The sequence below is a fragment of the Mesorhizobium qingshengii genome, from assembly GCF_900103325.1.
Lineage (GTDB): Bacteria > Pseudomonadota > Alphaproteobacteria > Rhizobiales > Rhizobiaceae > Mesorhizobium > Mesorhizobium qingshengii.
The window spans coordinates 54,834-74,284 of sequence record NZ_FMXM01000005.1; the positions used below are offsets into that span (position 1 = coordinate 54,834).

Consider the following 19,451-nt stretch of genomic DNA (forward strand, 5'->3'; position numbering starts at 1 on the left):
CCGGTACGATCAATGACAAAAAAGGGGAACTGACATGACACACGACACCAAGAAACAAGCCATCGAGAGCCTGTCCGCCAGGGCAGGTCGCGGCGAGATCTCGCGCCGGCAATTCGCGCAACTGGCGGCACTGGTGCTCGCCGGCACGCCGCTGCTGCTACGCTCGACCGGAGCCGTTGCCGCGGCGAAGGAACTGGTGCTGGTCAACTGGGGCGGCGACGCCATCACCGCCTATGACGCCGCCTATGGCCAGGCCTTCACCAAGGACACCGGCATCGTCGTCAAGATGGACGGTTCGGGCCCGACCGAGGGCGCCATCGCCGCGCAGTTCAAGAGCGGCGCGCCGACCTGGGACCTCGTCGACGTCGATCCGTTCTCGGCCATCACGCTGGGCGCGCAAGGCATGCTCGAGCCGATCGACTACAAGATCGTCGACAAGACGAAGATGCGGCCGGGCTTCGGCTGGGACTATGCCGCCTCGACCTATTTCTTCTCCTACGTCATCGCCTATGATTCCGAGAAATACGGCAAAGACGCACCGACCGGCATGGCCGATTTCTTCGACGTGAAGAAATTCCCCGGCAAGCGCTCGCTCTACAAATGGGGTGTGTCGAGCTGGGAAGCTGCTCTTCTGGCCGACGGCATCGCGCCGGCTTCGCTCTATCCGCTCGATCTCAAGCGCGCGCATGACAAGATCGCCGCCTTCAAGGAAAACGTCGTCGCCTATTGGGGCGGCGGCGCAGAGAGCCAGAGCGTTCTGCTCAACGGCGAGGCTTCGATGGCCATCGTCTGGTCGACCCGCGCCTCGCTGATCGAGCAGGACTCGGGCGGCAAGATCAAGTTCATCTGGGACCAAGGCCTGATCTCGCCCGGCGCGCTCGCCGTGCTCAAGGGCAACCCGGGCGGCAAGGACGCGGCGATGAAGTTCATCGCCAGCGCCCAGGATCCGCAAAAGCAGCTCGTCATGTTCGACAAGCTCGGCCAGGGCCCGGCCAACCCGGCCGCCGATGCGCTGATCCCCGCCGACAAGAAGCGCATCAACCCGGTTGACCCCGAGAACATGAAGAAGCAGATCGCGCTCGACATGGACTGGTACGCCAAGAACTACGGGGCCGCGCTCGACGAGTACACCAAGATCATCTCCGCCTGACCAAGGCCGGGATAATCGGGTCCAAATGAGAGCATATCTCTCCGACAGGATGGGCGCGGCGCTGTTGATGGCGCCGCTGCTCCTGTTTCTTGTGCTGGCCTATGCCTGGCCTTTCCTCGGCGTCGTCAAATGGAGCTTTACGCTGCCGACGCCGGGGCTTGGCCAGTACAACGCGTTACTGACCGATGAGCTGGTGCAGTCGGTGTTCATCCGCACCCTACGCATCGCTGCCATCGTCACACTGGTTTCTGTGGCAGCCGCCTACGCCATAACCGTCGTCTGGGTGCGCGGAACCCCGGCGCAGAGGCTTGTCGCCGAATTTTGCATCCTGGTGCCGTTCTGGATTTCGGTGCTGACCCGCGCCTTCGGCTGGGTGGCGCTGTTGTCCAATCGCGGCCTGATCAACACATGGCTGCAAGCGATCGGCTTCATCTCGGAACCGCTGGCGCTGGTGCGCAACGAATTCGGCGTCATCGTCGGCATGACGCATTTCCTCATTCCGTTCGCCGTCTTCCCGCTGGCATCGGCCATGCGCAGCCTCGACGACCGTGTGCTTCTGGCCGCGCGCGGCCTCGGCTCCAGCCGCATGCGCACTTTCTGGTCGGTGTTCGTGCCGATGACGCGATCGGGCATCATCGGCTCCGCGATGATCGTGTTCGTCTTCTCGCTTGGCTTCTTCGTCACGCCGGCGATCCTCGGCGGCGGCCGCAGCGTGATGATCGCCGAGCTGATCTATCTCAGGATTTTCCAGAGCCCGGACTGGGGTCTGGGCGCGGCGATCAGCGTCGTGCTGGTGCTGTTCGTCGGCGCGCTGATGGCGATCATGTTCCGCTTTGTCAGACCGAAGCAGTTGATCTGATGCCGACCTATCGCCCCGGTCCCGCCTCGTTGGTCATCGCCGCCTTGGTGGCATTATTTCTGCTGATGCCGCTGCTCGCCGTCATCCCGGTGTCGCTGACGCCGAGCCGCATGCTGGCGATGCCATCGGGAGAACTATCGCTGCGGCATTACCGGGCACTGATCGAGGATCCGCGCTGGATCGATTCCATCCTGCTCTCGATCCGCATCGGCGTCGTCAGCAGCGCCTTCTCAACCGTACTCGCACTCTGCTTCAGCCTCGGCGTCTGGATGTTCCAGCCGCGCTTCACTGCGGCCCTTGTCGGCTTCGTGCTGTTGCCGATGGTGGTGCCGCCGGTGGTGTCGGCGATCACGCTCTACTTCCTGTTGACCTCGATCTCAGGCGTCAGCTCGTTCTTCGGCTACGACACCTGGCTCGGTGTTGCCATGGCGCATTCGGTGATGACCGTGCCCTTCGCTACGGTTCTGATCCTGGTCTCGCTCAGCCAGCTCGACCGCCGCATCGACCTCGCCGCGCGCGGCCTCGGCGCAACGGTCTGGGAGCGCGCCACCCGCATCATCATGCCCAACATCAAGTTCGGCATCATCACCGCGGCGTTGCTGTCCTTCGTGCTGTCCTGGGAAGAAATTGGCGTCACGCTGTTCATCACCTCGGTCAATGCCATCACGCTGCCAAGGCTGATGTGGATGGGCCTGCGCGACAACATCGATCCGGCGATCGCGGCGCTGTCGGTGATACTGATCATCATCACCGTGCTGGTGCTTGCCGTGCGCAGCATCGTCGTCAGGCAGCGCGGGGCGCATTGATAGGGGCGGTGCAAAGCCTCCCGCTAGGTGATGGATACTCGGTGTGGATCTGTCACCGGGAAGAAACCAAGGGGCTCCAGCCGATTGATGAGAGCGTCGGTGCCGTTGTCCCTTGCAAAATCTCTTTGGCGGTCTGTGACACCGGTAAATGTTAGGAACCCAACTTACCCTGACGGCAAATTGAAATCGGCCGGAAGAGAGTTGGCGCGGGAAAGGATGACGCTTCTGATCAAGCAGTTTTCCTTTCCATCAATCGGCGATCCGAGCGGAATTCTATCACCTAGGTAGCCGCAACGAAGGATTATATTCCCGATCTCGATAGTGTCGGCAAGTGGCCGCCGAGCACTAGACAAAATGCACCGAGACGCGGCCGAACCTGCCTAGATCGCCGATGACTTCGTCGCCGGCCTCGACGCTTATCGGTGTCACGCATGTGCCCGTAATCACCACTTGTCCCGGCTGGAGCGCTATGCCCAGGCCCGACAGTTCATTGACGATCCATGTGAGCGCAATGCGAGGGTCGCCCAACACAGCTGCGCCCGTTCCGTGATGCTGTGACTTTCCAGAAACGAAAGCGACCACCGGGTGCTTCGCGAGATCCACGTCGCGCCAATCGTCTTCTACGGCCTCGCCGATCACAAACAGATTGGCACAGGCGTTGTCGGCTATGAGCTGCGGCGCCCCGACAGCGCAGAAATCGTCATATCGTGAGTCCGGAATTTCGATCGCGGGGTGCAAGGCGGCCACGGCGTCCATCACCTCAGCGATTTCGTAGGGCGCCGAACGCGGCGGCAGCTCGCGGCCGAAACGGAAAGCAAATTCAATCTCGGCCACCCGCATCTTGCTCGTCGCCAGGGAAACGGCGCCGCCGACCTCGACCGCCTTTTCGGCAATGAGGCGCCCGGCCATCGGGCCGTCGACGTTGATGTGCCTTTGTCCGGCCAGGCTGGTTGCGGCAATCTTCCAGCCGAAAAGCGGAGCCGCCGAGCGATCCATCACATACGACTGGATGGTATAACCTTCGATCCGCGTCTGTGGTCGCAACTCCTGCGGTACGGCGCCGAGACGGGTGCCGTTATCCCAATGGCCTACCAACAACCGGGACGCGACCTTGGCCTTCTCTGGATCGAGCATTATCCACTCCGTAAATCAAAGAAGACACTCGGCTGGCCGTCGCTTCGGGGATCAAACCTGCAAGGACCATTCCATGGGACCCGTCCATATGGAACAAGGATAGGTGACCAGGAATCGAGAGTCCACGTTCGCGCTCCGCTTGCCAGGCATCATGGCTGGGCTGCCCTCTGTCGGATCGTATTTTCGAGATCATCGGCATTCATGCTGCTGCTGACGAATCGCTATCGTCTCTGCGTGGCGAACGGCTATATCTGGCAAGGCAGCAATGGCCGGCAGCGCAACGGGTAGGGGAAAAGGACGATGACCGCACCTGGCGATCTGCAGCAGGCACTGTTTCTGAGACTGAAAGGCGACGCATCGCTTTCGGCGCTGCTGGGCGGTGCCGGGCTGTTGGAAAGTCCAACCGGAAATGTCGCCTTTCCGTATGTGACGTGCGGCCAGACCTGCGCCTTTGACTGGGATACAGGCGCCGAGAACCGCGATGATCAGCTGATTACGCTGCACGTCTGGTCGAAAGCCCATGGCGACGCTGAAACGCTTGCCATTATGGACGCCATCAAGGCACGCCTTGCCGACGCGGCGCTGGTGATTGGCCCTCGTGGCCAGACGCGGCTGTCGCTGGAATTCACCGAGGCCCGTTATGACGAGGACCTGCTGGTGCATCACGGGCTGCTGCGCTTTCGTGCGTTGACGCAGGAAAGTGCCTGATACGCTTTCAATATGATCGAAACGGAGTCTAGACTGACGTTTCCGGGATTTCGCCGGGTGGGCGGCGAGATCTCCGATCGGTTGTCTGGTGTTTCAGGGGGTAGCGGGCATGGTCTTGGCGGCGTTCACTGTTCATTTCACGTTCAGCACCGATGCGTTACAACGCCGACCATGAAAACGCTTCGCTCCCACTTCCGAACCGCGGCACTGGCGCTCTGTGCTGCCGGCCTGTTTGCGTCGCAGGCGCTGGCGATACCGGTCATCGCGCCCGACCAGGCCAGCCCGATCCTGCTGGCGGCGTCCGATTGCTACGCGATCGGTCAGCAGGTGGCCGAACAGAATGGCGGGACGCTGGCCAAGGCCTCGCAATCGACCCGCGGCGGCCAGCCGGTCTGCGTCATCGTCGTGCTCGTCCCCGGCAAGGACGGACAGCGTCCGCGCCGCTCCGAAATCGTCGTTCCGCAGAACTGACCCAATCCTCCATCTTGCAGGGCTACGTTTCCCAGGCCACCGGAATCGGCCTATATTTGCTCCAGGTCTTCAATCTGACCAAGTTCTTCAACAGGTATCGAACTCCGCATGCGCATACTCGTCGTCGAGGATGACAAGGATCTCAATCGTCAGATATCGGACGCGCTGGTCGATGCCGGCTATGTCGTCGACCGCGCCTTTGACGGCGAGGAAGGCCATTTCCTCGGCGACACCGAGCCCTACGACGCCGTCGTGCTCGATATCGGCCTGCCGCAAATGGACGGCATCAGCGTGGTCGAGCGCTGGCGTCGCGGCGGCCGCAAGATGCCGGTGCTGATCCTGACGGCGCGCGACCGCTGGAGCGACAAGGTCTCCGGCATCGACGCCGGCGCCGATGACTATGTCACCAAGCCGTTCCACATCGAGGAAGTGCTGGCCAGGCTCAGGGCCTTGATCCGGCGCGCCGCCGGCCATGCCTCGTCCGAACTGACCTGCGGCCCGCTGCGCCTCGACACCAAGGCATCGAAGGCCGATGTCGACGGCGTGCCGCTGAAGCTGACGTCGCACGAATTCCGCCTGCTTGCCTATCTGATGCACCACATGGGCGAGGTCGTCTCGCGGACCGAACTGGTCGAGCATCTCTACGACCAGGATTTCGACCGTGATTCCAACACCATAGAGGTGTTTGTCGGGCGGCTGCGCAAGAAGATGGGCATCGACATGATCGAAACCGTGCGGGGCATGGGCTACCGCATGCGTGAGCCGGAGGCGTAACTCGGAACCGCTCAAACCACTCGCAAGGACGCCGCTTTCGCTGCGTTTGTGGCCGCGTTCGCTGACGTTCCGCGTGATCGCCTTTTCCACGGTCTGGGCGATCCTGACCCTTGTCGTCATCTTCACCCTGATCACCACGCTCTATCGCCAGGCCAGCGAGCGCGGCTTCGACAGCCTGCTGTCGGCACATCTGTTCAACCTGATCGGCTCCGTCGGTATTTCAGACACGGGAGCGCTCACAGGCGCGCCCGACCTCGGCGACCTCCGGTTCTCGGAGCCGAATTCGGGCTGGTACTGGTCTGTGGAGCCCGCCTCGGAAGGCGTGCATGGCGATCTTCACTCGTCATCGATGACCAGGACGATCCCTTCGCCAAGCGTCGCCGAGGTGCCTTTCAACGCCAGCTTCCAGCGCAGCTACGCGGCCGAAGGCATCGACGGCGAGCAACTCGAAGTGTTCGAGAGCGAATTCGTTCTCGATGCCAAGAACCGCGCCGCGCGCTTCCGCGTCATGGGCAACCAGAGCGAACTCGAACAGGAAATCTCCATCTTCCAGCGCCGCCTGCTGACCTATCTCTCTCTGTTCGGCGTCGGCATGATCGCCATCAACGCGATCGCCATCCTGCTCGGCCTGCAGCCGCTGCGCAGGGTCAGGAATGCCCTCGCCATGGTCCGCGAAGGCACCGCGCAGAGGCTCGATGGCCGTTTTCCGGCCGAGATCGAGCCGCTGGCCAACGAGACCAACGCGCTGATCGAAAACAACAGGCGCATCGTCGAGCGGTCGCGAACCCAGGTCGGCAATCTCGCCCATTCGCTGAAGACGCCGCTCGCGGTGCTGCTCAACGAGGGGCGGGCGCTTGGCGGCGCCAAGGGGCAACTGATCGCCGAGCAGGCCGCCTCCATGCAGAAGCAGGTGGAGCATTATCTGCAGCGCGCCCGTGTCGCGGCGCAACGCGACAGCGTCGTCTACCGCACGCCGGTGGCGCCGCTGGTGCAGCGCATGGTGCGGGTTTTGCAGAAGCTCAACCCGCAGACGAGCTTGTCATTGTCGCTGCCGGCCACCGAGATCGTCTTCGCCGGCGAGCGCGAGGACCTGGAGGAACTGCTGGGCAATCTCCTCGAAAACGCCATGAAATGGGCGAGGAGCGCCGTCTCGGTGTCGGTCGTGCCGTTGACGGGAAAGGATGATACCGCCAGCCTGTTCGAGATCGGCATCGAGGACGACGGTCCTGGCATTCCCGAGGACAAGGCGCGCGACGCGCTGAGGCGTGGACGGCGCCTGGACGAGACGAAGCCCGGAACAGGTCTCGGGCTGGCCATTGTCGCCGACCTCGTCAACGAGTATGGAGGCGTTCTGTCGCTCGAACGGTCCGGCATGGGCGGATTGAAGGCGGTGGTGCGGTTGCGGAGCCTTCAATGATCAATCGACATCGATGGAAGGGGCATGCTCTCGGTGGCATGTCGATTGGTTCCGCGGCGACCGATCCCGGCCAAATTTCCGACAAATATCAATACTATGGCCACGCCAACTTCTCCGATGACGCGGCCCCCGGCTCATCCATGGCAGGCTCCAACTCAAGAAAACCGGTTGTTGGCATGAAGATTCGCGTCGCGCTCGTTTCCGCATTGCTGGCCGTTTCCGGCTGCACCACCTTGAGCGGCAAGGGCCCTGCCATCGCGCCGACGCTCGCCGCGACGCCTCCGGCCAGCGGTGGCAAGGTCACCACGACGATCATTTCCGCGATGGGCGGCGGTCTCATCGGCGGGTCGATCGGCGCCGGCCTCAGCGATGCCGAGAAGCGCAGTGCGCTCGAGGCTGAATACAAGGCGCTGGAATATACGACCAGTGGCCAGAAAGTGACGTGGAAGGGCGCCCAGGCTTCGCGTTATGGCGAGGTGGTTCCGGCCCAGCCCTACCGCGTCGGGTCGCAAGACTGCCGCCAGTACACGCAGACGGTGTTTAACGGCGGGGCCGGCGTCACGGCGCGCGGAACCGCCTGCCGCAACGCCGACGGCAGCTGGACGCCGCTGACCTGACAACCAATTGGGTCCAGTTGGATCCGGCAGATTGATGTCGATCAAGGACATGCGGCGCACCTGCCGTCAAAGCGTCGCAGGACGCCTGAGTTGGCAGGGCAGGGCTCTGCCGTTATTGGAAGAACCATGCTTTTCTGGGTCATAGCCGCAATTCTCACACTGGGCGCAAGCTTGGCGGTACTGCTGCCGCTGGCTGGCGGCTCGAAGGGCGCGTCGTCGAGCGGCGATCACGATCTGGAAGTCTATCGCGATCAGTTGTCCGAGCTCGACCGCGACGCCGCGCGCGGCTTGATCCAGCCGGCGGAGGCGACTGAGGCGCGCGCAGAAATCGCCCGTCGCATTCTTCGTCTCGACAATGCGGAAGTGGGCGGCGAGGCATCCGCCAGGCGAGCATCGGTCGCGGCAAGGCTGGTGGCAACCGCGGCCGTGTTGGTGGTACCGATTGTCAGCTGGGGCCTCTACAGCCAGCTCGGCTCGCCTGATCTGCCGTCGCAACCGCTCAGCGAGCGGTTGGCCAAGAATCCGGCCGACAGCTCGGTCGACGAACTGGTGGCGCGGGCGGAAGCCCATCTTGCCGCCAATCCTTCCGATGGCAGGGGATGGGACGTGCTGGCGCCGGTCTATCTGCGCATGCAGCGCTTTTCCGACGCGGCAGCGGCGTATCGCAACGCCATTCGCCTCGATGGTGACAGCGCCGATCGCCAAGCCGGTCTTGGCGAGGCGATCGCCAGTGCTGCGGGCGGCATTGTCTCGGCCGATGCCCAGGATGCCTTCGAAGCGGCGCTGAAGCTCGATCCGGCCAATGCGAAAGCCAGCTTCTACCTGGCCGTGGCGCTGGCGCAGGAAGGGCGCGGCCAGGAGGCCGTCACGGCCTGGCAGGCCATGCTGGGCAAGCTATCGCCGGATTCGCCGTGGCGCAGTGCGGTCGAGCAGGCGCTGGCGAAATCCGGCAGCCCCGAGATCGCTTCCGGGAGCACCGCGAACGGTCCCGGTGCCGGCGATATCGACGCCGCCTCCGCCATGTCTCCCGCCGACAGGGAAGCCATGATCAACACGATGGTCGCCGGCCTCGACGACAAATTGCGGCAAAACCCACGTGACGCGGAAGGATGGATGCGGCTCGTTCGTTCCTATGTCGTGTTGGGCAAGGCCGACCAAGCACGTGACGCGCTGGGTCGCGCCATTGCCGTCTTTGGGGCCGACAGTGACGAAGCAAAGAAGTTCACCGCCTTTGCCGCCTCGCTTGGCCTGACGGCAACGGAGTAACCAGACATGACGCGTAAGCAGAAACGACTGTCGGTGATCGCGGGCGGGTTGGCTTTTCTGGGCGCCGCCACCGGACTGACATTCTACGCGCTCGGCCAGAAGGCCTCCTATTTCTACATGCCCGCCGACCTGACCACCGCCAGCCTGCAGCCCGGCCAGCGCATCAGGCTGGGCGGCCTTGTCGAAAAGGGTACCGTCGAGCGCGGCCAGGGCGCCACGGTGGCTTTTTCGGTGACCGATAACCAGAAGGACGTCAAGGTCAGCTACACCGGCATCCTTCCCGACCTTTTCCGGGAAGGGCAGGGGGTGATCACCGAAGGCTCGTTTGACGCGAACGGCGTCTTCGTCGCCGACAGCGTGCTGGCCAAGCACGACGAGAACTATATGCCCAAGGACGTGGCCGACAGGCTAAAAGCCGAGGGCGTGTGGGAGGAAAGCAAAAGTGAATAGGCAGGTTCCGCAAGAGTGTCCCACTGTTTTGCGGCAAGAATCCGCGGCAGAACAAAAATCTGGACGCCACGATGGTTGAGACCGGACATTTCGCCCTGGTCCTGGCGTTTGCGCTTTCGCTGGTACAGACGATCGTGCCGCTGTTTGGCGCGCGTTTGAACAACCAACGACTGATGGCTGTCGGTGGTCCGGTCGCGGTGAGCGGCTTTGCCCTGACGGCGCTGTCCTTCGTCGCGCTGGCGAGCGCCTATGCAAGCTCGGACTTCTCGGTGGCGAGTGTGTGGGAAAACTCGCACTCGCTGCAGCCGCTGATCTACAAGATCACCGGAACCTGGGGCAATCACGAAGGCTCGATGCTGCTCTGGGTGCTGATCCTGACCTTCTTCGGTTCGCTTGTCGCTGCTTTCGGGTCCAACCTGCCGGCGACGCTGCGGGCCAATGTACTTGCCGTGCAAGGGGCGATCGGCGCCGCCTTCTTCCTGTTCATCCTGGCAACGTCCAATCCGTTCACCCGCCTCAATCCGGCGCCCATCGAAGGCCGCGATCTCAACCCCATCCTGCAGGATCTCGGTCTCGCCGTTCACCCGCCGCTGCTCTATCTCGGCTATGTCGGCTTCTCGATCTGCTTTTCCTTCTCGGTCGCCGCTCTCATCGAGGGGCGCATCGACGCATCCTGGGCGCGCTGGGTGCGGCCGTGGACGCTGGTCGCCTGGATGTTCCTGACCGGCGGCATCGCCATGGGATCATACTGGGCCTATTACGAGCTCGGCTGGGGCGGTTTCTGGTTCTGGGATCCGGTCGAGAATGCCTCCTTCATGCCGTGGCTGGCGGGCACGGCGCTGCTCCATTCGGCCATCGTGATGGAAAAGCGCTCGGCGCTGAAGATCTGGACGCTGCTGCTCGCCATCCTCACCTTTTCACTGTCGCTGCTCGGCACCTTCCTGGTGCGCTCGGGCGTGTTGACCTCAGTGCACGCCTTTGCCACCGATCCGACACGCGGCATCTTCATCCTGTGCATCCTCACGCTGTTCATTGGCGGCTCGCTGGCGTTGTTCGCGCTGCGCGCCTCCCGATTGACGGCCGGCGGCCTGTTCCATCCGATTTCGCGCGAGGGCGCGCTTGTCCTCAACAATTTGTTCCTGACCACGGCCACCGCGACCGTGTTCGTCGGCACGCTCTATCCGCTGGCCGTCGAGGCCTTTTCGGCCGACAAGATCTCGGTCGGCGCGCCGTTTTTCAACCTGACCTTCGGGCCGTTGATGGTGCCGCTGCTGGTGATGGTTCCGTTCGGTCCGCTGCTGGCCTGGAAGCGTGGCGACGTCTTCGCCGCCGCGCAGCGCCTGATGGTGGCCTTTGCCGCGGCCCTTCTGGTAACGCTGGTCACCGCGCTATTCATCGATGGCGCCTCGGTGTTCGCGGCGCTTGGCGTCGGTCTTGCCGTCTGGCTGATCCTCGGCGCGCTCACCGACCTAGCGGTCAAGTCCGGCTTTGGCAATGTTGCTACGGGGATCATGGTCAGGCGCTTGCTTGGCTTGCCACGCTCGGTCTTCGGCACTGCCTTCGCCCATCTTGGTCTTGGCCTGACCACGCTCGGCATCGTCGGGACGCTTTGCTTCGGCACCGAAAAGATATTGTCGATGCATGCCGGCGAGACGGTGGAATTGTCCGGCCACACGCTGCGTTTCGTCGGGCTTTATCCTGCCCAGGGGCCGAACTATAGCGAGGACCGTGGTCGCTTCGAACTGATCGGCGCCAGCGGCAGCGCTATCGGCGAAATGAGTTCCGCCAAGCGTTTCTATCCGGTGCGGCAGATGACGACGACGGAGTCCGGCATCAAGACGCTCTGGTTCAGTCAGCTCTACCTTTCGCTCGGCGACGAGGGCAAGGATGGCTCGGTCGTGGTGCGCCTGTGGTGGAAACCACTGGTCACCTTGATCTGGGGCGGCGGCCTGGTGATGATGGCGGGCGCCGCCATGTCGCTGATGGACAGGCGCCTGCGCGTCGGCGCCCCATCGCGCCGCCGCAGGCAGGCGAGCGCCGTGACGTCGGCGGGACTGCCATGAACGCGAGGCTTTCGCTGACCTCGATTGTCCTGCTGCTGGCACTGTTCTTTGCCGGCACGGCACTGGCGGTGAAGCCGGACGAGATGCTGGCCGATCCGGCGCTGGAGGCGAGGGCGCGAGTGCTCTCGGAAGGCCTGCGCTGCATGGTTTGCCAGAACCAGTCGATCGACGAATCCGACGCCGATCTTGCTCGCGATCTGCGCATCCTTGTGCGCCAGCGCCTCGTTGCCGGCGATACCGACCAGCAAGTGATGGATTACGTGGTGTCACGTTACGGCGAGTTCGTGCTGTTGAAGCCGCGCTTCGAGCCGCGCAATGCCTTGCTGTGGGGTACGCCGGTCATCCTGCTGCTGGTGGGCGGCTTTTTCATCGTACTGACGGCGCGGTCGCGCCGCACGCTGGCAACAAAATCCCTGTCGGCCGAAGAACAGGCATCTTTGGACGCCATATTGCGCCGCGACTGACGGCTGCGGCCACCCGCGAACATTACCAAAGTTTCATGTGTCGGAAATGGCGCTGTAATGTGCGCCTCTCTAAGTCTCCTTTCCCGAGGATGCCGATCAAGCGCGTCCATTTGAAGAGGATACGAGACCCATGAATGTTGCCCCCAATTCATATTCCGTCACCCGCAAGCGTCTCATGGCTGCCGTCGCGTCCATCGCCGTTGCCGGTGCGATCGGCGTCGGCGTGCTGACGAGCGGAACAGGGCCTGTTCTGGCTGATGCCGTGCGCGTCGAGGCACCGCAGGTGCCGGGCTTCGCCGACGTCGTCGAGCGCGTTTCGCCAGCCGTGGTCAGCGTCAAGGTCAAGGCCAAGATCAGCCCGGCGGCGGACGATGGCTCCGACCAGTTCGACGATCCGAATGGCATGAACAACCTGCCCGACAATCCGCAGTTGCGCCGCTTCTTCAAGGAATTCCGCGGCTTTGGCGACCAGGGCGGCCAGAACGAAGACGGTCACCGCCGGTTCGGACGCCGCGACCACAACAACGGCCAGCCGCGGCCTGTTGCGCAGGGTTCCGGCTTCTTCATCTCCGATGACGGCTATCTCGTCACCAACAACCATGTCGTCGAGGAAGGCTCGGCCTTCACCGTGGTGATGAATGATGGCAAGGAACTCGACGCCAAGCTGATCGGCACCGATCCGCGCACCGATCTCGCCGTGCTCAAGGTCGACGGTGTCGGCAAGTTCACCTATGTCGACTTCGCCGACGATTCCAAGGTTCGCGTCGGCGACTGGGTGGTGGCCGTCGGCAATCCGTTCGGCCTCGGCGGCACCGTCACCGCTGGTATCGTCTCGGCCCGCGGCCGCGACATCGGCGCTGGCCCCTATGACGACTTCCTCCAGATCGACGCCTCGGTCAATCGCGGCAATTCGGGCGGCCCGACCTTCAACCTCAACGGCCAGGTCGTCGGCATCAACACGGCGATCTTCTCGCCTTCCGGCGGCAGCGTCGGCATCGCCTTCGACATTCCGGCTTCGACCGCCAAGCAGGTGGTGCAGGACCTGATGAAGAGCGGCAGTGTGCAGCGCGGCTGGCTTGGCGTGGAAATCCAGCCGGTCACGGCGGACATCGCCGATTCGCTTGGCCTGAAGTCGGACAAGGGAGCCTTGGTGTCCAGCGCCCAGGACAATGGCCCCGGCAAGAAGGCGGGCATATCGGCCGGTGACGTGATCACCCAGGTCGACGGCAAGGACGTCGCTTCGCCGAAGGAGCTTGCCCGGCTTATCGGTGCTTACTCGCCGGGCAAATCAGTCGATGTCACGGTCTGGCGTGACGGCAAGAGCCAGACGGTCAAGGTCGACCTCGGCACGTTGCCCACGAGCGACAAGCAGGCTTCGGCCGACCAGCCGCAGCAGCCCGCCGCTCCGGCAAAACCCGATACCCTGGCCGATCTCGGTCTGACCGTCACCAAGTCCGAAAACGGCAAGGGTCTGGTGGTGACCGATGTCGATCCGGACAGCGAGGCCGCCGATCGCGGCATCCAGCCGGGCGACATCATCACCACCGTCAACTCGACCGAAGTGAACGGCACCGAGGACGTCGCCAAGGCCATGACCGAAGCGGTCAAATCCGGCCGCAAGGCAGTGCTGATGCAGATCACTCGCGACGACAACAACCGTTTCGTCGCGCTGCCCGTCGCCAAGGGCTGATGCCGGCTCCGGAACCGGAGTTCGGTTTCGGAGGCGGCAGGTTCGACTTTTCCAGTGCGGCCGTTTCAACACCCCCGAGCCGCCGCACGGGAAAGCATGGAGCCGAGCACGTTAGTCAGTCATCGCGCTCTCCTCCGGCGACAGCGGGCCTCCCATCGCCCGCTGCCGCTCATTTCCAAAAGCGCGTTTCAGCAATCTTGGTGAAACGACATCGGGAACGAGGATTTTCATCGCGCGGCTTCCAATCATCTTGATCGCGATGCGCTTTGGCAAAGGCCACAATGCAGATGCCTGCTACTCAACCTTCCAGCGAAATCGCGTATAACAGTCCGATGAAGATTCTCGTCATAGAAGACGATCGCGAGGCCGCGGATTACTTGCAGAAAGCCTTCACCGAGGCCGGTCACACCGCGCATGTCGCCGGTGACGGCGAAACCGGTTTCGCGCTCGCCGATGCCGGCGATTACGACGTGATGGTCATCGACCGCATGATGCCGCGCCGCGACGGCCTGTCGGTCATCACCGGTCTGAGGTCCAGGGGCAACACGACGCCGGTGCTGATCCTGTCGGCGCTCGGCGAGGTCGATGACAGGGTCACCGGCCTGCGCGCCGGCGGCGACGATTATCTGACCAAGCCCTACGCTTTCTCCGAGCTTCTGGCCCGCGTCGAGGTCCTGAACCGCCGCGCCAGCGCCAAGGAAGCCGAAACCGTCTACCGTGTCGGCGATCTCGAACTCGACAGGCTGTCGCATTCGGTCCGCCGCGCGGCGCGCGAGATCACGCTGCAGCCGCGCGAATTCCGCCTGCTCGAATATCTGATGCGCCATGCCGGCCAGGTGGTGACGCGCACCATGCTGCTCGAGAATGTCTGGGACTATCATTTCGATCCGCAGACCAACGTCATCGACGTCCATGTCTCGCGACTGCGCGGCAAGATCGAGAAGGGTTTCGACAAGCCGATCCTGCATACGGTTCGCGGCGCCGGCTATATGCTGAAGAGCGGCTAGCAGCAGCATGGCTCTTTCCGTGCCAGCCATCATGAAGACGACGGCAGCGCGGCTTTCGGCGCTCTATCTTCTGCTCTTCGCACTCTGCGCCGTAATGCTTGTCTTCTACATGACCTCGCTGTCGGCGCGCATGCTGACCGCGCAGACGCAGGAGACCATCAACGACGAGGTGCTCGGCCTCGCTCGCGCCTATCAGCGAGGCGGACTGCCGATCCTGGTCCGCGTGGTCGAACAGCGTTCCCGGCAGCCTGGGGCCAACCTCTATCTGATCGCCGACGCCAACGGCCAGATCCTGACCGGCAACGTGCAGAGCCTGGAGCCGGGCGTTCTGGAAAACGAAGGCTGGACCAGCAGCCCGTTCTCCTATCAGCGCTTTGGCGAGGGAGAGCTTGAGCGTCTGCGCAATCTGCCTGCTGAACAAGGCACCACCACGCAACCCGATCAGAACGATACGCAGGCACAAGGCGAAAAGGGTCACAACGCCATTGCCTTGGTGCTTCGTCTGCCAAACCAGATGATCATGCTGGTCGGCCGCGACCTTGGCGAGCCGGAGCGCCTTCGCGCCGTCATCCGCCGCGCTTTGACGTTGGCGCTCGGCATGATGGCGGTTGGCGGACTGCTGATCTGGTTCTTTGTCGGCCGCGCTGCGCTGAAGCGCATCGACAGTGTGTCGGAAGCAAGCCGCCGCATCATGGGCGGCGACCTGTCGGGCCGGCTGCCGGTCACTGGGGCCGGTGACGAGTTCGACCGTCTCTCCGAGAACCTCAATTCCATGCTGGCCAGGATCGCCACGCTCAATGAAGGCTTGAAACAGGTTTCCGACAACATCGCGCATGATTTGAAGACACCGTTGACACGGCTGCGCAACCGCGCCGAAGCGACGCTTTCCGGCAAGCACAAGCCCACCGACTACCGCCTGGCGCTGGAAAGCACGATTGCCGAGTCCGATCAGCTGATAAAGACCTTCAATGCCATCCTGATGATTTCCCGGCTGGAGGCGGGCTATTCTTCGGAAAACACCAACCGCGTCGATCTGGCGGCGGCGGTGCGCGATGTCGTGGAGCTCTACGAGCCGGTGGCGGAAGAGGCCAACGTTTCGCTGGAAGCCGCGACGGACGGCGCCTTCATAGTCAACGGCAATCGCGAGCTGATTGGCCAGGCGCTGTCCAACATCGTCGACAATGCAATCAAATACTCGACCGATTCCACCTCCAAACCGGCCGTTCGCGTGGCGCTCGGTCGCGCCGGCGGCGAAGTCAGGCTTTCCGTCACCGACAATGGCCAGGGCATCCCGGACGATGCCGACCGCGCACGGGTGACCGAACGTTTCGTGCGGCTGGAGAAGAGCCGTTCGCAGCCTGGTTCGGGCCTTGGTCTCAGCCTCGCCAAGGCGGTGATGACATTTCACAATGGCCGGCTTGATCTCTTGCCTGGCAATCCCGGACTATCCGTGGTCATGAGTTTTCCCGCACGGGAGGATCATTGATGAGCGCGGTTGCGAAGCGAGCGGAGGTGGAGTGGCTGTTGAAGCCGGCAGCAAGGCTTGCTCCCCTTGACGAAAGCCATGCGCGGCAGGAACTGGCCGAGATTGCTTCCGCGGCACGCGAAGAAGGTTTGGCGCGGCTGGCCAAATTCCTGGCCGGCAAGGGGGAGGGCCAGGATTTCCTGGCAGCTGTCTTCGACCTGTCGCCGTTCCTGCGCGATACGGCGCGTCGCCGGCCGCGGATCCTGGACGGGCTTTTCGACCAGACGGTCGAGGCTCGGCTGAAAGCGATCGGCGCCGCGATCGATCGCGCGCATTTGGCCGAGACAATCTCGGAATCCGGCCTGATGATGGAGCTGCGTCAGTGGAAGGCCGAGGCGCATTTCCTGATCGCGCTGGCCGATCTTGCCGGCGAGGCCGAAACGGCGCTGACGGTACGGCGGTTGAGTGACCTGGCCGATGCCTGTGCGCGCGCCGCCGTCGACTTCCTGCTGCGCGACGCGCATGGCCAGGGCAAGCTCAGACTGCCGGATCTCGACAATCCGTCGCGGCAATCGGGCTGGATCCTGCTCGGCATGGGCAAGCTTGGCGCGCATGAGCTGAATTTCTCCTCTGACATCGATCTTGTGGTTTTCTTCGATCCGGAGGGGCCCGCCATCGTCGATCCCCTCGACGCCACCGAGCTGTTTTCGCGCCTGACCCGCCGTCTGGTGCGCATCCTGCAGGACCGCACCGAGCACGGCTATGTCTTCCGCACCGATCTCAGGCTGCGCCCCGATCCCGGTTCGACACCGCTGGCGATCCCTGTCGAAGCGGCGCTGCGGTACTATGAGGCGCGCGGCCAGAACTGGGAGCGCGCCGCGATGATCAAGGCGCGTCCGGTGGCCGGCGATCTGGCCGCCGGGGCGGCCTTCCTCAAGGAGCTTCAGCCCTATATCTGGCGCAAATACATGGATTACGCGGCGATTGCCGACGTCCACTCGATCAAGCGCCAGATCCACGCCCACAAGGGCCATGGCGAGATCGCCGTGAAGGGGCACAACGTCAAGCTCGGGCGTGGCGGCATTCGCGAGATCGAGTTCTTCGTCCAGACACAGCAGCTCATCGCCGGCGGCCGCTTTCCGGAACTGCGCGGTCGCGAGACCGTGCCGATGCTCGGCCAGCTTGCGGCGCGCGGCTGGATCACCGCCGACGCGCGCGATGCGCTCGCCCGTCAGTACTGGTTCCTGCGCCGAGTTGAACACGCCGTGCAGATGGTTGCCGACGAGCAGACGCACACGCTGCCGGACGACGATGAAGGGCTGGAGCGCATCGCCCGCATGCTTGGTTTCGCCGATGCGGCCGCCTTTTCCATGGCGTTCCGCGCCTCGCTGCAACAGGTCGAACGCCACTACGCCGCGCTGTTTGAAACCGCGCCGGAGCTTTCGACGGGCATCGGCAATCTGGTCTTCACCGGCGATGTCGACGATCCCGATACGTTGCAGACCTTGCACGGCCTCGGCTTCCAGCGGCCGAGCGACATCTGCCGCGTCATTCGCGGCTGGCATTTCGGCCGCTATCGCGTCACTCAGTCGGCGGAGGCACGCGAGCGACTGACGGAATTGACGCCGGCGCTGCTGCGCTCTTTCGGCCAGACGCGCCGGGCGGACGAAGCCCTGCTCCGCTTCGACGAGTTCCTTGCCGGCCTGCCCGCCGGCATCCAGCTCTTTTCGCTGCTGCAGTCCAATCCGGCCCTGTTGAAGCTTTTGGCGACGATCATGGGTGCTGCACCCCGGCTGGCGGCGATCATCACGCGCCGGCCGCATGTCTTCGATGGCCTGCTTGACCCCGCCCTCCTCACGGAATTGCCGGATCGCGCCTATCTGTCGGGGCGGCTTTCCGCCTTCCTCGAAGGCGACAGGGCCTATGAGGATGTGCTCGACCGGCTGCGCATATTTGCCTCCGAGCAAAAATTCCTTATCGGCGTCAGGCTGCTTGCCGGCTCGATCGATCCGGCCCGGGCCGGCCGCGCCTTTTCCGACCTGGCCGATCTCACCATCGGGGCTGCGCTGCAGGCGGTGACGGCCGAATTCGCGGCACGCCATGGCACGATTGCCGGCGGCGTGGTTTCGTTGCTCGGCATGGGCAAGCTTGGCAGCCGCGAGCTGACCGCCGGGTCGGATGTCGACCTGATCCTGCTCTACGACCATGAGCCGGACGCCGAGGACTCCTACGGCGACAAGCCATTGGCGCCCTCGCACTACTACACCCGCATGACGCAGCGGCTGATCTCAGCGGTGTCCGCGCCGACCGCGGAAGGGGTGCTCTACGAACTCGACCTGCGGCTGCGGCCATCCGGCAACAAGGGGCCGGTGGCCACCCACATCGACGCCTTCAAGAAGTATCAGCGCCAGGAGGCCTGGACGTGGGAGCATATGGCGCTGTCGCGGGCGCGCGCCATTGCCGGCGACGCCAGCCTGTGCGGCGAGGTTGAAGCGGAAGTTGCCGCGGTGCTTGGCCAGCCGCGCGACGCTGCAAAGGTGATGTCCGAGGCCGCGGACATGCGCGCCATGATCGAGGCCGAAAAGCCGCCGCGCGACCTCTGGGACATCAAGCTCATTCCCGGGGGTCTGATCGATCTCGAATTCATCGCCCAGGTGGCGGCGATCACCGCGCAGGTCGAAGCCGGGCCGCGCGTCACCGGTACGGCCGAGATCCTGTCCCGTCTGGCGCCGGGCTTTGCCGAGGCCGGGGTCAGGCAGGAACTTGCCGATGCCTATGCACTCTATCTGGGGCTGACCCAGATGACCCGGCTGTGCCTCACCGGAGCCTTCGAGCGCGACGACGTTCCGCCGGGGCTCTCGGATCTGCTTCTGGCGGTCGCCGATCTGCCGGATTTCGGTGTGCTGGAAGCACATCTCAAGGAAACGTCGCGGAAGGTCAGGAAGGATTTCAACCTTCTGCTTCGTGCCGGACGACCGTGACGAACGGTTGTCCGGCCAGAGCATCGGACCCAACGGTGGGAACCGGTTTTTGGAAAATCCGATGCTCAAACAAGGAGATAGAGCGGCAATAAGATCGAAGATCCGCAGCTCTGGCATCGGGGGTAACGA

Annotated in this window: 17 protein-coding genes and 1 pseudogene; 16 read left to right on the forward strand and 2 right to left on the reverse strand. The window is 63.6% G+C overall.

Going from position 1 to position 19,451, the window contains the following annotated elements; all coding sequences use genetic code 11:
* Positions 1-34: 34 nt before the first annotated feature.
* From BLS48_RS09270 to BLS48_RS09280, 3 genes are read left to right on the forward strand one after another with little or no spacing between them, the layout of a single operon-like run.
* Entirely contained in the window at positions 35-1,150 is a 1,116-nt protein-coding gene (locus BLS48_RS09270; protein WP_091577022.1) for an ABC transporter substrate-binding protein, read from the forward strand.
* Between the two features lie 25 nt (positions 1,151-1,175).
* The gene (locus BLS48_RS09275) at positions 1,176-2,009 is read left to right on the forward strand and encodes an ABC transporter permease (RefSeq protein ID WP_091577024.1); all 834 of its coding nucleotides are present in this window, start codon (positions 1,176-1,178) and stop codon (positions 2,007-2,009) included.
* Positions 2,009-2,815, forward strand: coding sequence for an ABC transporter permease (locus BLS48_RS09280; protein WP_091577025.1), 807 nt, complete (start codon positions 2,009-2,011; stop codon positions 2,813-2,815). Before BLS48_RS09275 ends, BLS48_RS09280 begins: the two co-directional genes overlap by 1 nt.
* A 23-nt stretch (positions 2,816-2,838) precedes the next feature.
* Here the strand turns inward: BLS48_RS09280 and BLS48_RS36770 are convergent.
* Positions 2,839-2,967, reverse strand: a pseudogene (locus BLS48_RS36770) (hypothetical protein); the annotation flags it as partial.
* 193 nt (positions 2,968-3,160) lie between these two features.
* A complete protein-coding gene (locus BLS48_RS09285) occupies positions 3,161-3,949 on the reverse strand; it encodes a 2-keto-4-pentenoate hydratase (RefSeq protein ID WP_091577027.1) in 789 nt (262 codons plus the stop codon).
* Positions 3,950-4,249: 300 nt separating this feature from the next.
* Here BLS48_RS09285 and BLS48_RS09290 point away from each other — a divergent pair, with 300 nt between their 5' ends.
* The 13 genes from BLS48_RS09290 to BLS48_RS09350 all read left to right on the forward strand — a co-directional run bounded on the left by BLS48_RS09290 (position 4,250) and on the right by BLS48_RS09350 (position 19,322).
* Positions 4,250-4,657 carry a DUF3168 domain-containing protein gene (locus BLS48_RS09290; protein WP_091577028.1) on the forward strand — a complete coding sequence of 136 codons (408 nt, stop codon included), beginning with the start codon at positions 4,250-4,252 and terminating at the stop codon, positions 4,655-4,657.
* Positions 4,658-4,828: 171 nt separating this feature from the next.
* Entirely contained in the window at positions 4,829-5,128 is a 300-nt protein-coding gene (locus BLS48_RS09295; protein WP_091577030.1) for a hypothetical protein, read from the forward strand.
* Positions 5,129-5,236: 108 nt separating this feature from the next.
* Positions 5,237-5,902, forward strand: a complete 666-nt coding sequence (locus tag BLS48_RS09300; protein ID WP_091577032.1) for a response regulator transcription factor — start codon at positions 5,237-5,239, stop codon at positions 5,900-5,902.
* A complete protein-coding gene (locus BLS48_RS09305; protein WP_091577034.1) occupies positions 5,886-7,319 on the forward strand; it encodes an ATP-binding protein in 1,434 nt (477 codons plus the stop codon). Before BLS48_RS09300 ends, BLS48_RS09305 begins: the two co-directional genes overlap by 17 nt.
* A 176-nt stretch (positions 7,320-7,495) precedes the next feature.
* Positions 7,496-7,936 carry a hypothetical protein gene (locus BLS48_RS09310; protein ID WP_091577553.1) on the forward strand — a complete coding sequence of 147 codons (441 nt, stop codon included), beginning with the start codon at positions 7,496-7,498 and terminating at the stop codon, positions 7,934-7,936.
* 126 nt (positions 7,937-8,062) lie between these two features.
* The gene (gene ccmI, locus BLS48_RS09315; protein WP_091577035.1) at positions 8,063-9,202 is read left to right on the forward strand and encodes a c-type cytochrome biogenesis protein CcmI; all 1,140 of its coding nucleotides are present in this window, start codon (positions 8,063-8,065) and stop codon (positions 9,200-9,202) included.
* Between the two features lie 6 nt (positions 9,203-9,208).
* The gene (gene ccmE, locus BLS48_RS09320) at positions 9,209-9,652 is read left to right on the forward strand and encodes a cytochrome c maturation protein CcmE (RefSeq protein WP_091577037.1); all 444 of its coding nucleotides are present in this window, start codon (positions 9,209-9,211) and stop codon (positions 9,650-9,652) included.
* 71 nt (positions 9,653-9,723) lie between these two features.
* Positions 9,724-11,715, forward strand: coding sequence for a heme lyase CcmF/NrfE family subunit (locus BLS48_RS09325; RefSeq protein ID WP_091577038.1), 1,992 nt, complete (start codon positions 9,724-9,726; stop codon positions 11,713-11,715).
* Positions 11,712-12,179, forward strand: coding sequence for a cytochrome c-type biogenesis protein (locus BLS48_RS09330; protein WP_091577040.1), 468 nt, complete (start codon positions 11,712-11,714; stop codon positions 12,177-12,179). The genes BLS48_RS09325 and BLS48_RS09330 overlap by 4 nt, the downstream gene beginning before the upstream one ends.
* Positions 12,180-12,309: 130 nt before the next feature.
* Complete coding sequence (locus tag BLS48_RS09335) at positions 12,310-13,869, forward strand: Do family serine endopeptidase (protein ID WP_091577042.1); 1,560 nt, start codon at positions 12,310-12,312, stop codon at positions 13,867-13,869.
* A gap of 332 nt (positions 13,870-14,201) precedes the next feature.
* Positions 14,202-14,876 carry a response regulator transcription factor gene (locus tag BLS48_RS09340; protein ID WP_167365012.1) on the forward strand — a complete coding sequence of 225 codons (675 nt, stop codon included), beginning with the start codon at positions 14,202-14,204 and terminating at the stop codon, positions 14,874-14,876.
* 7 nt (positions 14,877-14,883) lie between these two features.
* Positions 14,884-16,362 carry a sensor histidine kinase gene (locus BLS48_RS09345; protein ID WP_091577045.1) on the forward strand — a complete coding sequence of 493 codons (1,479 nt, stop codon included), beginning with the start codon at positions 14,884-14,886 and terminating at the stop codon, positions 16,360-16,362.
* Complete coding sequence (locus BLS48_RS09350) at positions 16,362-19,322, forward strand: bifunctional [glutamine synthetase] adenylyltransferase/[glutamine synthetase]-adenylyl-L-tyrosine phosphorylase (protein ID WP_091577046.1); 2,961 nt, start codon at positions 16,362-16,364, stop codon at positions 19,320-19,322. Before BLS48_RS09345 ends, BLS48_RS09350 begins: the two co-directional genes overlap by 1 nt.
* Positions 19,323-19,451 lie beyond the last annotated feature (129 nt).

Coding starts and splice junctions, on each gene's coding strand:
- BLS48_RS09270 (WP_091577022.1), top strand. CDS start 35: ATGACACACGACACCAAGAAACAAGCCATCGAGAGCCTGTCCGCCAGG.
- BLS48_RS09275 (WP_091577024.1), top strand. CDS start 1,176: ATGAGAGCATATCTCTCCGACAGGATGGGCGCGGCGCTGTTGATGGCG.
- BLS48_RS09280 (WP_091577025.1), top strand. CDS start 2,009: ATGCCGACCTATCGCCCCGGTCCCGCCTCGTTGGTCATCGCCGCCTTG.
- BLS48_RS09285 (WP_091577027.1), bottom strand. CDS start 3,949: ATGCTCGATCCAGAGAAGGCCAAGGTCGCGTCCCGGTTGTTGGTAGGC.
- BLS48_RS09290 (WP_091577028.1), top strand. CDS start 4,250: ATGACCGCACCTGGCGATCTGCAGCAGGCACTGTTTCTGAGACTGAAA.
- BLS48_RS09295 (WP_091577030.1), top strand. CDS start 4,829: ATGAAAACGCTTCGCTCCCACTTCCGAACCGCGGCACTGGCGCTCTGT.
- BLS48_RS09300 (WP_091577032.1), top strand. CDS start 5,237: ATGCGCATACTCGTCGTCGAGGATGACAAGGATCTCAATCGTCAGATA.
- BLS48_RS09310 (WP_091577553.1), top strand. CDS start 7,496: ATGAAGATTCGCGTCGCGCTCGTTTCCGCATTGCTGGCCGTTTCCGGC.
- ccmI (WP_091577035.1), top strand. CDS start 8,063: ATGCTTTTCTGGGTCATAGCCGCAATTCTCACACTGGGCGCAAGCTTG.
- ccmE (WP_091577037.1), top strand. CDS start 9,209: ATGACGCGTAAGCAGAAACGACTGTCGGTGATCGCGGGCGGGTTGGCT.
- BLS48_RS09325 (WP_091577038.1), top strand. CDS start 9,724: ATGGTTGAGACCGGACATTTCGCCCTGGTCCTGGCGTTTGCGCTTTCG.
- BLS48_RS09330 (WP_091577040.1), top strand. CDS start 11,712: ATGAACGCGAGGCTTTCGCTGACCTCGATTGTCCTGCTGCTGGCACTG.
- BLS48_RS09335 (WP_091577042.1), top strand. CDS start 12,310: ATGAATGTTGCCCCCAATTCATATTCCGTCACCCGCAAGCGTCTCATG.
- BLS48_RS09340 (WP_167365012.1), top strand. CDS start 14,202: ATGAAGATTCTCGTCATAGAAGACGATCGCGAGGCCGCGGATTACTTG.
- BLS48_RS09345 (WP_091577045.1), top strand. CDS start 14,884: ATGGCTCTTTCCGTGCCAGCCATCATGAAGACGACGGCAGCGCGGCTT.
- BLS48_RS09350 (WP_091577046.1), top strand. CDS start 16,362: ATGAGCGCGGTTGCGAAGCGAGCGGAGGTGGAGTGGCTGTTGAAGCCG.